The 17,535-nt window shown below is 32.9% G+C and carries 11 protein-coding genes and 1 pseudogene; all 12 read left to right on the forward strand.

Going from position 1 to position 17,535, the window contains the following annotated elements; translation table 11 throughout:
* Window positions 1-202: pseudogene (locus A6I66_RS15560) on the forward strand (DUF4138 domain-containing protein); the annotation flags it as partial.
* Window positions 203-974: 772 nt separating this feature from the next.
* Complete coding sequence (locus A6I66_RS15570) at window positions 975-1,517, forward strand: RNA polymerase sigma-70 factor (protein WP_067151554.1); 543 nt, start codon at window positions 975-977, stop codon at window positions 1,515-1,517.
* Window positions 1,518-1,732: 215 nt separating this feature from the next.
* Window positions 1,733-2,905 carry a FecR family protein gene (locus A6I66_RS15575; RefSeq protein WP_067151557.1) on the forward strand — a complete coding sequence of 391 codons (1,173 nt, stop codon included), beginning with the start codon at window positions 1,733-1,735 and terminating at the stop codon, window positions 2,903-2,905.
* Window positions 2,906-2,949: 44 nt separating this feature from the next.
* Window positions 2,950-4,647, forward strand: coding sequence for a lamin tail domain-containing protein (locus A6I66_RS15580; protein WP_067151560.1), 1,698 nt, complete (start codon window positions 2,950-2,952; stop codon window positions 4,645-4,647).
* Between the two features lie 222 nt (window positions 4,648-4,869).
* Window positions 4,870-8,382, forward strand: coding sequence for a SusC/RagA family TonB-linked outer membrane protein (locus tag A6I66_RS15585; RefSeq protein WP_084399723.1), 3,513 nt, complete (start codon window positions 4,870-4,872; stop codon window positions 8,380-8,382).
* A gap of 17 nt (window positions 8,383-8,399) precedes the next feature.
* Window positions 8,400-10,127, forward strand: coding sequence for a RagB/SusD family nutrient uptake outer membrane protein (locus A6I66_RS15590; RefSeq protein WP_067151564.1), 1,728 nt, complete (start codon window positions 8,400-8,402; stop codon window positions 10,125-10,127).
* A 94-nt stretch (window positions 10,128-10,221) separates the two neighbouring features.
* Window positions 10,222-11,196, forward strand: a complete 975-nt coding sequence (locus A6I66_RS15595) for an endonuclease/exonuclease/phosphatase family protein (RefSeq protein ID WP_067151567.1) — start codon at window positions 10,222-10,224, stop codon at window positions 11,194-11,196.
* A 63-nt stretch (window positions 11,197-11,259) separates the two neighbouring features.
* A complete protein-coding gene (locus A6I66_RS15600; protein WP_067151569.1) occupies window positions 11,260-13,173 on the forward strand; it encodes an outer membrane protein assembly factor BamB family protein in 1,914 nt (637 codons plus the stop codon).
* A 13-nt stretch (window positions 13,174-13,186) separates the two neighbouring features.
* Entirely contained in the window at window positions 13,187-14,065 is an 879-nt protein-coding gene (locus A6I66_RS15605) for an endonuclease/exonuclease/phosphatase family protein (RefSeq protein ID WP_067151623.1), read from the forward strand.
* A gap of 241 nt (window positions 14,066-14,306) precedes the next feature.
* A complete protein-coding gene (locus tag A6I66_RS15610; protein ID WP_067151572.1) occupies window positions 14,307-15,146 on the forward strand; it encodes a T9SS type A sorting domain-containing protein in 840 nt (279 codons plus the stop codon).
* A 41-nt stretch (window positions 15,147-15,187) separates the two neighbouring features.
* Window positions 15,188-16,096, forward strand: coding sequence for a fibrobacter succinogenes major paralogous domain-containing protein (locus tag A6I66_RS15615; RefSeq protein WP_067151575.1), 909 nt, complete (start codon window positions 15,188-15,190; stop codon window positions 16,094-16,096).
* 47 nt (window positions 16,097-16,143) lie between these two features.
* Window positions 16,144-17,493 carry a peroxiredoxin family protein gene (locus A6I66_RS15620; RefSeq protein ID WP_067151578.1) on the forward strand — a complete coding sequence of 450 codons (1,350 nt, stop codon included), beginning with the start codon at window positions 16,144-16,146 and terminating at the stop codon, window positions 17,491-17,493.
* Window positions 17,494-17,535: the final 42 nt, after the last annotated feature.

The following is a 17,535-nucleotide window of genomic DNA, read 5'->3' on the forward strand; positions in this document are numbered from 1 at the left end:
AAAGAAAGCATCCTTTCAACGATTACAGCAGCATATAATGTATCATCAAACTATTCCAAATCAAATTCAAGCAAACGAAGGTAAACGGTTTGTTTGTGTACTTCCAAAATTCGTGCTTGGGGAAAATGAAAGGCTGATGATTGAATTGATTGAATTGAAAGGTGGGAGGAAAGTGATTGTAAAAGTTAATGACAGAATGTGAAAATATTAATTTAGAAGAATATCAATAAAACATGCATGCTTTTTTTTTACGTGACTTTTAACTTGGTGTTTTAATGAGCAAGTTCGGGATCTCTACATATGGACAATGTCATTAGAGATAATATCCGATACAGAATACAATTTAAAATCAACAGTAGTAAATTTAGAATATCAGCTTGACAGGAAGCCAACTTTAGTTATTATAATGACTAAACCTATAGAACCAGAAGCCTCTAAAGATAGCACTACTAGAATCAAAGACGATTCAGCATCTAATTAAAGGACCTTGGTCAATCTTTTTTATTGCATTTTGTAAGGATTTTCCATATTATTTACGACTTGTGTATTCTCGAAGATTTCAATGATGTTGAGCTTCTATAATATACAAAGAAAGAATAAAACCGCTGGAATTAAGAATGCCATTATTTATCAGCTCTTAGGTGTAGCTTTAATCGGGATTTTTGGAGTCAATGTTTTAAATGCTCTAGTAACTAATGTATGGTTTAACATTACTTTCTTTGTTCTTTTAGTAGTTTTTGCTGTATACTTTTTAGGAGCTTTCTAGATCATATAGTCTGATTTTTAAGTAAATAACGCATATTCTCAAGTGGATCCTGGTGGACTTATCGGTATGTCTCGTGCTGAATTAAGACAACATGTTAAAATATTTTATTTACGTTAATTTACTTAATGTTGATGTTTTGTTAATAAGGTAATTCTTGTATATTCATTTAATTTGCGAATTATTGAATTCACAGATTAAATAATCTCTATTGGTTACACAGGATAATATAATTGGTAAAAGTGATTTAAAGGAAATATTCTATTTACATTATGATTCACTAGTAGTGTATGCAAAGCGATTTATATTTTCTTTGGATGCCTGTGAAGATTTAGTTCAAGATGTTTTTGTTGAATTATGGGAAAAAGACATAAAATTTCCTGATGTAGTTTCACTAAAAGCTTATTTATATAAAGTTGTTCGTAATAAATGTTACAATATTATTAAGCATGATAAAATAAAAAACAAACATGCTGAAAATGTCAAACAAGCGATTGAGGATGATAATTTTTTTTTAAAACAAATAATTGAGGAAGAGGTGGTTAATTATTTGTATAAAGCCATTGATAAGCTTCCAGAAAGAAAAAAAGAGATTATCAAGTTAAGCCTTAAAGGTTTGAAAAATTATGAAATTGCAGAAGAGTTAGGTATAAAACTTCAAACAGTCAAAACATTAAAGTCTCAATCTTACAAAGTTCTGAGAGAACAATTTACAGAGCTAAGTGCTTTTATCTACTTTTTATTGATGGACTAAGCAAAATCCTCATTATCGATAAAACCAATTTTTACAAAATTCAAATAAAAATCTCACTCTTTAATCGAATTTAAATGCTTGTTTTTTAGTGCTTTAAGTTTGTTTGTTTTTATTGTGAGGTGTTTTTTTATAAAAAAACTCCTTTTTAATAGTACCATATTAAAACTTAGTTGTTCTATATATAGTTAGTAGTCATATATAAATAGTTTAACAGAATGATTGATTTTTTTAAGATATCCAAATTAATAATAAAAAAGTTTCTGAAGGTTTTAAATGAAGTCGAAAAAAATCAGTTAGAAAAGTTCAGTACCCAATATTCGTTTTTAAAAGAAGTAAGGGTGGAGTCCTTGATAGATAAGTTAGAGCAGTACTCATCAATAAACAAAGATGAAGCATGGGAAGCTATAGTGGCAAAAATCGATAAAAAAAACTCAGAAGTTATTCCATTACAAAGAAAGTCTTGGTTTGGGTATGCAGTTGCCTCGGCTATTATTGGAATTTTATTTTCAGCCTATTTAATTAAAATCAATTATTTCAATTTTATAGAAAAATCAGCCCCAGTAATAGTTGAAACGAATAAAATCGTACCAGGTACAAACAGAGCTACTTTAACTTTAGATGATGGATCTAGCGTTGTTTTAGAAAGAGGAGAGTCATATCGTACTAATGAAGCCAGCAGTAATGGAGAACAAATAGTTTACAAGTCTGGACGGAATACTTTATCTGAAATAAAATATAATTATTTGACAATACCAAGAGGAGGGCAATTCTACATTGAGCTATCCGACGGTACTAAAGTGTGGTTGAATTCAGAAACACAATTAAAATACCCAGTAAGTTTTACAGAAAAAGCGATACGTCAAGTAGAGCTTATTTATGGAGAGGCTTATTTTGATGTGTCTCCAAGTACCGAGCATCAAGGTTCAAAATTCATGGTAAGAAATAAAAATCAGGATATAGAGGTATTGGGTACTGAATTTAACTTAAAGGCATATAAAGGCGAATCAAACATATATACTACTCTTGTAGAGGGGAAGGTATCCTTGTCTTCATCATTGGTAACTAGAATTTTAAAGCCAAAACAGCAATTGAAGCTAAGTCTTTTAGATAATTCCATTTCTGTTGATTTGGTTGATGTTTATAATGAGACCTCATGGAAAGAAGGGGTATTTAGTTTTGATGGTAAAACACTTCATGAAGTAATGATGGTTTTATCACGGTGGTATGATGTTAATGTGACTTTTGAGAAAGAAATTGATAAGAAAGAGGAAGAGTTCGTTGGTCTTTTTAGTAAAAATAAGGAGTTAGAAAATATTTTAAATACAATGAAAAAATCAGGAATAATAAATAACTATAAAGTCAGTGGTAAAAAAATAATACTCAAATAAGAGTCATTAAAAAGGGATCTTTTGATATAAAAACTAAAAAAAACATGAAAAAAATTACATTATTTATTACAGTAGTATTAACAGCCTTTGCTGTTAAGGCCCAAACAACTGTTTTTCAAGAAAATTTTGAAACGGGTAATTCAGGAGTACAATCTGAAAATTGCAATGACAATATTAACGATTTTTTTGCTAGAACAGATGGTTCAGATATAAGTACAGATTATAATGTATTAGGTAAGGAAGGAAATTACTTTTTTGCCGCTCAAGATTTAGACGGAGATTGTTCAAGTCCAACTCAAACGTTAATGTTTGATGATATTAATATATCGGGATATACAAGTTTAGCATTGTCGCTTCTTGTTGCTGAAGATACAGCAACAGATGGCTTAGGTGATTGGGACCCTGAAGATGTAGTTTCGATAGCAGTTGATTATGACAATAGTGGTACGTTTATTAATTTATTTCAATTTGTCGGAGCTGGTAATTCTACACCAGGATTAGATTCAGATAGTGATGGTATTATTGATGGAGCTTTGCTGTCAGATACTTTTGCAGAATTTACATCACCGTTAGGTACAGGGGACGTTATAGATGTGCTAATAACATTTACACTTAGTGCTGGAGACGAAGATATCGCGATTGATAATCTTAGTATAATAAATGGAGTTTCTCCTTCTGTGAGTTTTGATAATACTATCACAAATTTAGAAGAAACAGATGATACGCAGTCTATATCTATTCCAGTTACGTTATTAGGGTATTCTGGTATTAATGTATCCTTAAATGTATCTGTAGATGGTTCTAGTACAGTAGATCCTGGAGATTATACTTTAAACACGAGCTCACTTACTTTTACAGAAAATGGAACTCAAAATATTTTAGTTGATATTCATGATGATGCAGACGCTGGTGAGTTAGAGACTTTAGTATTTGTCTTAACTGAAACTACATCAACAAATAGTATGTTATTGCAAAATATGCATACTGTTTTTATTCAAGATGATGATTTTTTAGTAGTAAATGAAGTATTAACAAGGCCAGATAGTGATGCGAACGGAGATGGAATAGGTAGTTCCTCAGATGATGAGTTTATAGAAATCATTAATAACAGTGGTTCAAGTATAGATATTTCAAATTATGAGATACATGATGGAGCTGCTATGAGACACGTGTTTCTTTCTACAACAATTCCAGCTGGAGAATCTATAGTTGTTTTTGGTGGAGGTACGCCAACAGGTATTTCAGGTTTAGTCCAGACTGCAAGTACGGGCAGTTTTTCTCTTAATAATGGTGGGGATACAGTAACACTTTATAATGGAGTAGGTGAAATATTACTTCAACATGTGTTTGGTTCAACGGCCAATCTTTCTGATGGATCTTTTGCCAGAGAACCAGACATTACGGGAGATTTTGTATTTCATTCTACTATAGGAACTAATACAGTAAAATATTCACCAGGTTTAGATAACACTGATGGTACCACTTTAAATGTTAAGGACATTAAATCAAACGAAGGTTTGTTAATTTATAAAACAAGCAATAATACTTTAAAAGTAAATGGTTTGGAGACTTCTGTTGCTAATTTTAAAATGTACTCAGTTGAAGGGAAGTTGGTGATTAATGAAAACTTATCAATTAATAAAGAATTTGATTTAGAGAGTTTTTCAGCTGGAGTATATTTTGTTATTATTCAAGATAATAATTACACCTATTCAAAGAAAATATTACTAACGGATAAATAAATCACTTAGAACTTAAAAATAATAAAATAATAGTCAAGAATAAATAAGAAGTAAAGAGAAGAATTAACCTTAAGAAAAAAACAAAAAAAGAGAATGAAGTTAGCATTTGGCAGTGACTAGGCTTTGTCCCTTACGATTGTTATAATTTAACAAAGTAAATTTATGAAAATTAATTTAATACTAGTGCGCTGCAGTTTTCAAAAAGCGTGCCTAGTAAATATTATGAGAACATTTATATTTCTATTGTGTACAACGGTTTTTAGTCTTTCAACGGATAAAGCTTTCTCACAAGACAAAATAATAATTTCAGAAGACCAAACTGTTACAGTCGATGAAGTTTTTGAAATTATAAAGAGTCAAACAAACTATAATTTTATTTATCGAAAAAAGGTTTTTCAAAATGCACCAAAAGTGCAATTAAAGAAAGGAGAAATACTTATTACAGAGTTGTTAAAAAAGAGTTTCTCTGGTAGTAATGTTAGCTATAAAGTTAATGTTGAAGATGTCATTATAATCCAAGAAAATGATTTTCAGAAAACTACACTAGATAACGATGTGCAAGGGTATCAGGTGTCAGGTATAATCAGTGACCAAACTGGTTTTCCTTTGGTAGGTGCTAATGTGTATGAAAAGGGTATAAGTAATAAGGGGGCTCAAACAAATTTTGATGGTAGTTTTACCTTAAAAGTTAGTTATCAAAATGCTGTACTAGTAGTGTCATACGTTGGTTTTGTAACCAAAGAAGTGCCTATTGACGGGAAAGATTCACTTAATATAACGTTGCAAGAAGATACAACACAGTTAGATGAAGTTGTTATTGTTGGTTATGGAGAACAAAAAAAGGTTAATTTAACAGGAGCTGTAGGTGTTGTAACAGCCGAAGAAATAAATGACAGACCTGTAATAGATCTTGCAAAAGCATTACAAGGAGCAGACCCTTCCGTGAACTTAACCTTTAACACGGGTGTATTAGATTCAGGATACAATATTGATATTAGAGGAGGGGCGTCATTAAACAACTCTAACCCGCTGATTATTGCTGATGGTATAGAGGTCAATTTAAACCAGATAAATCCAAATGATATCGAATCTATTTCCGTACTAAAAGATATTTCAAGTGCAGCTATATATGGAGCTAGAGCGTCAGCAGGAGTAATTTTAATTACAACAAAATCGGGAAAAAACACCAATAATAAAGTTAAAGTTGATTTTAATACAAGAACAGGGTTTTCTCAAAATACAACATCAACAGATTTTATAACCACAGGCTATGATCATGTTAGTATAGTAAACCAGTTTTATGAAGCTCATGAAGGAAGGCAAATGTTAGATTATGATTCTGATGAGATGCAAATGCTTTACGATAGGAGAAAAGATAGAGTCGAGCATCCTGATCGTCCATGGGTTGTTGTTGGTGACGATAATAAATATAGATATTACGGTAATTTTGATTGGTTCAATTATTTCTATAGAAAAACACGTCCTGAAACTGAAAATAGTATTTCAATTAGTGGAGGTAATAAGAAAACAACATATTTTGTAAGTGGAAGACTAATGAAGCAAGATGGTATATATAGTATTTACCATGATAACATGACTTTTGGTACATTTCGTACCAATTTAAAAACAGAGATTAATCCTTGGCTTCGGTACACAAGTACTATAAACTATGCTAATAGAATTTATAAATACGCAGGTAGATTTCTAGAACAAGGAACAGTTAGTGAGCTTTCAAGAAAGGCCATAGCTACATTTGTTCCAAGAAACCCAGATGGATCGATAGTACAGTATCCTACTCAATTCCTTCCTGGTTCTCCTATAGGTGGAGGACATGGAGGTTTTCTAACAGCTGATAATTCACGCAATTCAAGAGGAACAAAAACTTTTATTATTTCTAATCAATTAGATTTAGATTTTAGAAAAGATTTAAGCCTTACCATGAATTATGCTTATAAATATGAAACTCGGTTAATAAAATACCGTAGCAATACATTTGAATATTCTGATGAGTTGAATGTGTTTAATACGTATCAAGCAGGTTCTATTTATGATTACTACAGAGAGCAACATAGAGGAAGAAATAACCATAACGTTAATCTGTATGCAACTTATAATCCTTATTTGAATAATAATCACAATTTAAAAATTGTTATTGGAAATCAATTTGAGGAGTATAGAAACACCGATTTATCTGTAAGGCAGTATGATTTGTTAAATGAGGATTTAAGCACATTTGCAGTAGGTGCTGGAGAAATAGAATTAGCACAATCCATAAATGCATTTAAAAACTTAGGCTTTTTTGGGCGTTTAAATTACGATTATAAAGGGAAATACCTTTTTGAGGTGAGTGGACGTTTTGACGGAACATCTAGATTTAGGAAGGAAGAGCAATGGGGATTCTTTCCTTCTGGATCTTTTGGGTGGAGAATGAGTGAAGAAAGTTTTTGGGAGGGTATAAACCCAGTAATAAATAACAGTAAACTTAGATTGTCATATGGGAGTTTAGGTAATCAGCAAGTTGATAATTATGCCACTTTTGAAGAAATATCACCGGATATCCAAATGGAATACACTTTCGATGGTACTTCTAGAGCAAGCAGTGCAGGCATATCCAATCCTATTTCATCTTCTTTAACATGGGAAACAGTGTCAATGCTCAATATAGGTTTAGATTTATCTTTCCTTAAAAACCGTATAAATTTAACATATGATTATTATGTTAGGGATACTAAAGATATGTTGCAACAGTCTTTAACGCTTCCTGCTGTATATGGTGCTGCCACACCAACGGCGAATACAGCAAACCTACGAACAAAAGGTTGGGAATTAGACCTTTCGTGGAACGATCATTTTAAATTAAAAGAGTCTCCTTTTGAATATAATTTAGGATTTACATTAGGAGATTATGTAACAAAAGTAACTAAGTACAACAATCCAGATAAATTAATAGATGAATTCTATGAAGGTCAGACACTAGGTGAAATGTGGGGCTATAAAGTAGCTGGGTTATTTGCAAGTGACGAATATGCCTCTGCTTACCAAGCGATAATTGACGATAGTGCTGTAAACAGAAGAGTGTATAACGGGTCTGTAAATAATTACCTGTTAGCTGGAGATGTTGAGTTTATAGACCTTAATGGAGATAACGTCATCAATGAAGGCTCAGGTACTGTAAATGATTCAGGAGACAAAAGAGTCGTTGGAAATAGTCTACCACGGTATTCTTACTCCTTTAGAATTGGGGCAAATTGGAAAGGTTTTGAAATATCTGCTTTCTTCCAAGGTGTAGCAAAGCAAGATTGGTTTGCAAAACCTGAAACAACAGATCTTTGGGGGCCTTTTGCATACCCAGGAGCATCTTTTATACATAAAGATTTTGCGTCAAATTATTGGACTGAAAATAATCCAGACGCATATTTCCCAAGACCTCGAGGATATCAAGCATATGCAGGCAGTTCTTTAAATGTTGTGTCAGATCGATATCTTCAGGATGTATCATACCTAAGACTAAAAAACTTAACCATTGGCTATACAATTCCAACTGCGATAAAAGGCTTGGATAGTGTTAAAATATATGCCACTGGGGAAAATTTGTTTTACTGGAGCAAATTAAAGCGTAATACATTAACTATTGACCCCGAGCTAACAAATACTAATGCAACTTATAATGCAAATACAGGGCTAGGCTATTTTTATTCTAAGACGATTTCTGTAGGTGCCAACATATCAATCTAAAAAATAAGTAATTTAAGATGAAAAAAATAAAAGTTATTATTCTGGTATTATTTCCATTTTTTTATTGGGGATGTTCAGATTTAACACTAGTGCCAGAGGATTCTTTAAGTCCAGATACTTTTTTTTCCTCTGCAGAGGAACTCGAGCTTTGGACGAATCAATTTTATCTGCAACTAGCTGGTGCCAATGGCTCAGTTGGATCAAATTCAGATGTTAATATAGATATAACTTTAGGGTCTTTAATGGAAGGTAGACGCGATGCTTCTAGTGAAGATGGATGGACCTGGGATAGATTAAGAGCTATAAATTATTATCTGCAAAATTCGTCTAACTGTCCAGATGAAAACGCTAGACAAAACTACGATGGAGTTGCTTATTTCATGCGGGCATATTTTTATTTTATAAAAGTAAGACGATATGGAGATGTGCCTTGGTACAATCAAGTTCTTGGTTCTGCTGATGATAAGCTCCTTTTTAAGCCGCGAGATGATCGTGGTTTTGTAATGGATAAAGTTATAGAGGATCTAGATAACGCAATTGATCTACTTCCAACTTCAAAAAGTGCTGTTAGGGTTACTAAATGGACAGCATTAGCTTTAAAGTCAAGAGTAGCATTGTACGAGGGAACATTTCGTAAATATCATGGATTAAATGATTCTGAAAAATATTTACAATATGTAGTAGATGCGGGGTTAGAGTTTATTCAAAATAGTGGATATTCTATTTACAATGAAGGAGCAGAACCTTATAGAGATTTATTCATAAGCGATGTTGCTATCGATCAAGAGGTTATTTTATCAAGAGTATACAGCTCTGTCGCTTTGGTAATGAATAGTGTGCAATTTGGTTTAGAAAGAGATAAACAGGGCTTTACCCGAAATTTTGTAAACCACTATTTGATGAGTAATGGAGAGCCTTTTAGCTCGGAACCTGGATGGGAAACTATGATTTTTCCAAATGAAACCAAAAATCGAGATCCTCGTTTAGCGCAAACTATTTTAACTCCAGGTTATGTTCAAAGAGGAGCTTCAACATCAACCATAAATTCACTTTCTTCATTAACAGGTTATCAAAGTATAAAATTTGTATCTACTTCAGATTATAATGGTAACAATAAAGGAGTCACAGATTGGCCATTGTTTAGAACTGCGGAAGTATATCTCAATTATGCCGAAGCGAAAGCAGAATTGGGAACAATAAGTCAAACAGATTTAGATATGACTATTAATGAGCTTCGTGCTCGTGTAAACATGCCAAATTTAATTTTATCTTCAGCAAATTCAACACCAGACCCCTTTTTAATCTCCTATTATACAAATGTAACACAAGGAGATAACAAGGGTGTTATTTTGGAGATTCGTAGGGAACGTACTATTGAGTTGGTTTTAGAAGGATACCGGGAATATGATTTACTAAGATGGAAAGAAGGACAGCTGTTTGCTCAACCATTTTACGGCTGTTATTTTCCAGATTTAGGTAATTATGATATGGATAATGATGGTTCTGACGATTTAGTTATTTGGGCCGGGACACCAGAATCTATAACAGGAGGAACAAGTTTAGAAGCTGGCGTTGATTTGATTCTATCTGATGGCACCTCAGGATATATTTTCGCTTATCCAAACAATAATTTAATATGGGAAGAAGACCGAGATTACTTATGGCCGATTCCCGCAGACGAACGTGTACGTTCAAGAGGAGTTTTAACCCAAAATCCAGGTTGGACAGACAGCACAGGGTTTTAGTCAGTATTACTTCCTTAGAAACTGTTTTAAAGGAATACACTTCCTAAACAGATTAAAATATAAGAATGATTTTAAAAAAAAAATACTATTAGATATGTTATCAAATATTATTAAAAAACTATTATATATACTTTGTATAAGTGTTCTATGGAACTGCAGCAGTGAATCTGATGGTGGAGATGGCAACCTACCTATTATCCCAGAAAAAAGTTCTAAGACCTATACAGAAGCTACTAGTTTGGCAGACGTACTGAATGTTATGACGTATAATGTACTAAATGATAAAGGTCAAACAGGTTCTAGACAGTGGTCAACTAGGCGGGTAAGTTTAGTAAACTTAATAAATAGGCATAACCCAGATTTTATTGGCGTTCAAGAAGCTTTTTTACATCAGACAAAATTTATTAAAGACCAAACATCCCTTAGTTACTTTGGTTATGGTACGGAAAGTGGTAAATCTGAAAGCAATTCTCCTGCTCCAGACGAAATTTTAAATCCTATTTTTTATAACTCTGATCGTTTTGTACTTCTTGAAAAAGGTGTCTTTTGGCTTTCAAACGAGCCTGATACACCTAATGTTGGATTTGGCGAAGGCACGAGTGATACACATTTTAGAAATTGTGTGTGGGGAAAATTTAAAGAAAATGTTGAAAACAGCAAATTTATTTACATTTTCAATAACCATTTTTCATTAAATGATGATATCCGCAAACAACAGGCAACGCTACTGATGAATAAAGTTGAAGATATTATTAAGGAAGGTTCAAGTGTTATTGTACTTGGTGATTTTAACTCAGATCCCAATCGGGACACCTCATATAATATATTAACTAACAAAATTATGCCAACTCATTTTATTGATTCCAAAAATGTGTCTCAAACCTCACCTAGCGGACCTTCGTATACAAAAACGGGTATGGAAGTAGGTCCACTTACTTCAGGTGAGAAAATAGATCATGTTTTTACTAGGAATGTAACTTCGTGTAGTGCCTATAAGGTTATTACAGATTATGAAGGTAATTATTATCCTTCGGATCATTTTCCAGTATTAACAACTTTATCGCTATAATGAATAAACAAATAAGTTCATAAAAAAGTTAAAATTAATAGTCTAGAAAACAAAAAACTAAACATGAAAGAATTACTTAAAAATATAATACTAATATTGGTTGTTGCGTTAGCCATTTTTAGTTGTGAAGATGATGTTGTACCAATTGAAGCTAAAAGGTTGGTTGTTGAAAACATTGAATTTCAAGTGGCACATGAGAAAGTACAGTTGTCTTGGGATAAACCAAGTAAGGGTAACCCTATTGGGTATAGAGTTTATGTGTCTGATGCATTGGTAGCTGACCTTGATAAAAGCATCAGTACATATGAAATTACAGGTTTAGAGGTTAATACAGAGCATGAAATTTGGGTTGAATCAATAATTAGTGAAGATGAAAATTCTTTAAAAGTTCCAGTTTCTGTTTTTATACCAGATGAACTTAACCTTCAAGTATATCCAGGGAATAAATTTGTTATTGCAAGATGGGAAACACCTAATAGATCAAATATTAGTGGATATTATTTATCATGGACTCCTAATGGTGAATCAGGAGTGCTACTGAATGCAAGTACCTCAACTTATCAAATTAAGGAGCTTGAGAATTTGGAAGAATATACTGTAACATTATCAGTTGTATATGACGATATAGCTTCTTCAGTTGAGGTCATCTCTCAAGCTACACCAGGTCCGGTAGAACCTTTTACCACAAGTGAACTTACTATGAGCGGTGAAAAAATAGACTTTATATATAACCCTGCATTTTTAAGTGCAAATACCGCTGTGTCATGGGCATGGAATTTTGGAGATGGGATTACTTCTGAATTGGAAAATCCAAATCATACTTATGATACACCTGGTATTTACACTGTAAATATGACAGTAACAGATGATAGTGGACTGGCTTATGTGACTGAGCAAGACTTATATGTCTGGGGTGTAAAGTGGACTTTTGAAATTGGCTCAGAAGTAAGACCACAAGCTCCTGCATTGGCAGATGATGGTACTATTTATATAAGCGCTAGAAGTGATAATAAGCTTTATGCCATTAACCCTAATGGTACTTTGAAATGGGAATATGATGAGTTTACAGACTATTCATATGCATCGGCTTCAATTGGATCAGATGGAATTATTTATATAGCTAATAGGGATGATAATTTACATGCCATAAACCCAGATGGTACACAAAAATGGTTGGCTTCAATTGATAATAATGTTAATTACTCCACTCCAGCAATAGCTAATGACGGTACTTTATATGTAGGATCTGATGAGGATAATTTATACGCCATAAACCCAGATGGTAGCAGAAAATGGATTTTTGAAACGACAAATAATGTAAAATCATCACCAGCAATAGGTGCCGATGGTACTATATTTTTTGCCTCTGATGATGATAATTTCTACGCATTAAATCCTGATGGAACAGAGAAATGGTCGGCCAATATTGGCGGTAACTCCCAATTATGTCCAGCTATTGATTCTGATGGGACCGTAATTGTTGCGGTTAGTCAAGGAGGTACTGACGGTTCTGTTTATGCTTTTAATCCAGATGATGGGTCTATAAAATGGCATCTTCCAACATTTGGAAGAATAGAAGTAAGTTCACCGGTAATCGCTAATGGAACTGTATATGTAGGAACTAAAGATTCTAATAACCTGTTGGCGATTAATGCATCAAATGGAAGCTTATTGTGGACATTTACTGTTGGTGGAATTATTGACAGTTCACCTGCTGTAGACAAAAACGGAACTATTTATTTCGGTTCTGCAGATAATTATTTTTATGCTATTAACCCAGATGGAACTTTAAAATATAAATATCTAACCGGTAACAGGATATGGTCTGGAGTATCCATAGGAGATGATGGCACAGTATATATCGGAGCATATGATGGTAAACTTTATGCATTTGAAATGTTTGCAGAAGGTTTGGCAGAAGATGCATGGCCAATGCGCGGAAAAAACAATAAGCATACATCTAATGTTAAAGACTAATTATCTCATAAATATGCCTGTATTGAAGAAAATATTTTTATTAATTATATTGGTACTAACGATCCCTGTTACACTTCAAGCCCAGGATTATCGTATAGCTTCATACAATTTGAGGTATGATAATGATGGAGATAGGCCTGACAATGCTTGGGAAGATAGATTCCTACATATTACGGAAGTAATAGCAAATCACGACTTGGATGTATTCGGTATACAAGAAGGGCTTTTTGAACAGCTTTCTGATTTGTTAAAGGCTATGCCAAATTATGAATATACAGGGCTTGGTAGAGAAGGAGGTAGAAAAGGTGAACATTCTGCAATATGGTACAAAAGAGAAAAATTTATTTTATTGGATTCAGGTGACTTTTGGTTATCAGAAACTCCAGAAAAACTAAGCAAGGGTTGGGATGCCGCATTCGAAAGGTTATGCAGTTGGGCGAAGTTTCGTGATAGAAAAACAGGTTTTATATTTTACTTTTTTAATTCCCATTTTGACCATAAAGGCGATACGGCACGAACAAATAGTATCCATCTTATTTTTGAACAGTTAACGAAGATAGCAGGAGAAAATCCCGTTATACTTACTGGAGATTTTAATATAGGACAACGTAGTAGGTGGTATGCTGAGTTTAAAAAACATCTAAAATTGAGTAATGCTTACGATACAGCTCTTGAATTAAGTAATGAAAATATAGGAACTTTTAACGGTTTTGGAAAAGTGAAACAAACCGATGAAAGGATTGATCACATTTTTTTATCAAAAGACTTCACGGTAAATACCTATCAGCTGGATCTAGTTACGTATTCAAACGGAAAGTTTCCTTCTGATCACTTCCCAATAATATTGGATATAGAACTTAATAACGGGAAAGCGAGTTCCATGGCTAAATAGAATATAAAAACATCATTGATGTCTCAAATTCTGTACAATGGATTTTAGTAGCAGGGGCATCATAAATATATTTTTTTTAATAAGATCTGGAGTTGTGGTTGGTTTGATGATGGATAAAACCTAGGAAAATACCGAAAACAACATCAGGATGCCTTGTTAAAAAATATAAAACTCTAAAGAATTATTATTAATAAAACTTGTTGGTTTTAAGTTTTTTGTAAAGTGCTAAAATGATTTAAATATGAAAAAAACAATTATGAATAAGTATATATACTTGTTGTTCTGTTTGGTGCCAAGTGGGCTTATAGCCCAAATATACGTGGCTAGCGGAACTGAAATACACTATTCTGGAGGTGCTTTTGTTTCTGGTGTTATTAATAATAATAATGGAGGGACATTCTCTATTAGCGCGGATTTTGAACATGATGATAAAAATTACGTTAATGGGGAACTTGAAATTACCGAAGGAGGAACTTATGACATTTCAATTGGTCCATCAGCAGAAGAGAGGGCACCTAGCATAGTTACTACCGGAGCGGCAACGGTATTTTACAGTGCAACTACAGATCCAGCCATAGGTCGTAATGAAATGGTAAATCTTGCTTCTCCAATGATATTGGCAGATAATGAAGTTTATACTTTTACGGGAAATGTATCCGTGTTTTCAGCAACTCCTTTATCTGAAACCCAATATAATAAAGAGTCATATATTTCAACGCCTGAACTAGTATATTGGTCTGGAAGTGAATGGAATAATTTGTTTTCTAATGTCGCTAGTTTTGCAGCTAAAACACCAACTTTAGGCAACCAAGACATAAATTTAAAAGGTTTTTCGGTAACTCCTAACCCTGTAAATAGTTCAACCAATACACTAAGCTATCAATTGCCTAATGGCATAGAACAATTAAGTATAGATATCTATGATGTTAGAGGCAAAAAAATACAAACCTATTATGATGTTCCTGTTTATATGGGGGCTAATTCCTTAGTGAAACCTAAAGTTAATCAAGGAATGTATTTAATGCGCTTTAATTTCAACAAAGGACAACAGTATGTTATAAAAAAAATAGTCATAGAATAATATAAATACCAGTAGAGGTTTTTAAATCAAAAATAAGAATAATGAAAAAAGTAATTGCAACCATGTTTACTGTAACAACCTTAACGGCTTTTGCTCAAGTAGGAATAGGTACAGAGACTCCACATGCTTCAGCAGCATTAGAGGTAAGTTCAACAAATAAAGGTTTTTTACCACCACGTTTAACAGAAACACAAATGAATTCCATTGCTTCTCCTGCAGAAGGCTTAATAGTATTCTGTTTCGATTGTTCTCCTAAAGGCATCTATTTTTTTAATGGATCAAATTTTGCGAGCATTTCGAATACAGGTTTGGAAACTGGTTTGGCTTCAGGTGAAGTATTAAGCACTACAGGCAAAATATGGTTAGATAAAAATTTAGGAGCTAGACAAGTTGCGATATCAAGCTCAGATTTTAATGCGTATGGTGATTTATATCAATGGGGTAGATCTGCTGATGGCCATCAAGTAGTAATAAGAGATACTTCAATATTGCCAAATGATTCTATGCCTGCAGTTGGATCTTCAGGAACTATAGCTACAATAGCTACTAGTTCAAACCCCGGACATGGAGATTATATTCTTACAACATCTGGTACAGATAATAACTGGGCGAATTATGGCAATGAAGATGATTTATGGCAAAATGGTTTCAACGATCCATGTCCAACAGGTTATAGATTACCAACAGAAGCAGAGTTAGGAAATGAAAGATTGCACTTTTCAACCAATAATGCTTCAGGAGCTTTTAACAGCCCTTTAAAGTTGCCTACTGCTGGAGCTCGTATATATAATGATGGATTACTTAATAATGTTGGTGTTACTGGTCGTTATTGGAGTAGTACTGTTGATGGAGTTACATCACGCAATTTACGTATTACAGCTAATGATGCCTACACATCGAGCTATCCTCGTGGGGCAGGCTTTTCTGTACGTTGTATTAAGGATGAATAAGCGTAGATATCATAATTCGATTAAAGTCATAACAAACTAACAACTTGATGAATATTTTTCTTACACTACCATTAATAGTTACATTATTATCACTTTCTTCACCTACTAATACTTTCTCCGGTAAATTAACGCATCATGCTAATCAGGAATTAACTTTAACAGGCTTTGATTATTACGAAAGTTTTGTGCTATCAAAAGACAAGATAGATGATAATGGCAGTTTTAATTTAGAATATCCAGAAAATTATAAAGGGATGGCTATTCTTACCACACAAGATAATAACAGTTTAGTGGTTTCTTTAAACGAACCCAATATCGTTTTAAATGGAACACATCTTAAAGCGATAGATAGTATAAATTTTTTAAACAGTTTTGAAAATAGACAACTTATAGCTTTATCTAATAGTTACAATTATAATTCAAATATATATAAAGCGTGGAGGTATTTATTTCCAATTTACAAAAAAAAGGAGCTATTAGGATTAGATGGGCAACAAGAGCTTGCAAAGCTTATTGAAGAAGAGCTTAATCGCATAGAAACCTTAGATAGAGAAGCTATAAAAAATTTACCAAAAGAAAGCTATTTGCGTTGGTTTGCTCCATTACGTAATCTAGTTAATGATATGCCAAAAAGTGTGTTTAATTATAATGAGAAAATTCTACAGTACATTCAACAGTTTAGGGAAATAAATTTCAACAATCCTAAGTTTAAAACTTCTGGTTTGTTCAAAGAATTAATAGAAGGGCACTATATGTTATTAGAAAACATGGGGCAACCTTTAGATAGTGTCATTATTCAAATGAATACAAGCACAGATTATTTAATAAAAAACTTAGAAGGTAATGATGCTTTGCTAAATGATATTACAAATCAGTTGTTTTTCTATTTTGAAAAACGAAGTATGTTTAAAGCATCTGAGCATTTAGCAGTATCTATGCTGTCAAATAGTCAATGTCATTTAACAGACGATCAACTAAAAAAGTATGAAGCTTACCGTAAACTAAAGGTAGGAAATACAGCTCCAGAAATTACTTTTACGGATGGCACCAAACTAAGTAACTATAATAAAAATACTTTGTTGGTATTTGGTGCTAGTTGGTGTCCATTATGTAAAAAAGATGCTTGGAAACTACTTAATTATTTTGAAGATTGGAAATCTAAAGGTTTAGAGGTAGTATATATATCAATGGATACAGATAAAGAACTTTTCAAGACAGCATATAGCGATGCTCCTTGGCAAATTTATAGTGATTATAAAGGTTGGGAAAGTCAAGCTGTTAAAGATTACTATATAACTGGTACACCAAGTTACTTTTTATTAGATAAAGAACAAAAAATATTAGTAAGACCTATATCATTAGAGCAAGTGGATACATGGCTTAAGTATAAAATTTGATTTTAGAATCATAAAAAAATAAACAAGTACTTAAATATTAAT

The organism is Pseudotamlana agarivorans (assembly GCF_001642835.1).
Taxonomy (GTDB): Bacteria; Bacteroidota; Bacteroidia; order Flavobacteriales; family Flavobacteriaceae; genus Pseudotamlana; species Pseudotamlana agarivorans.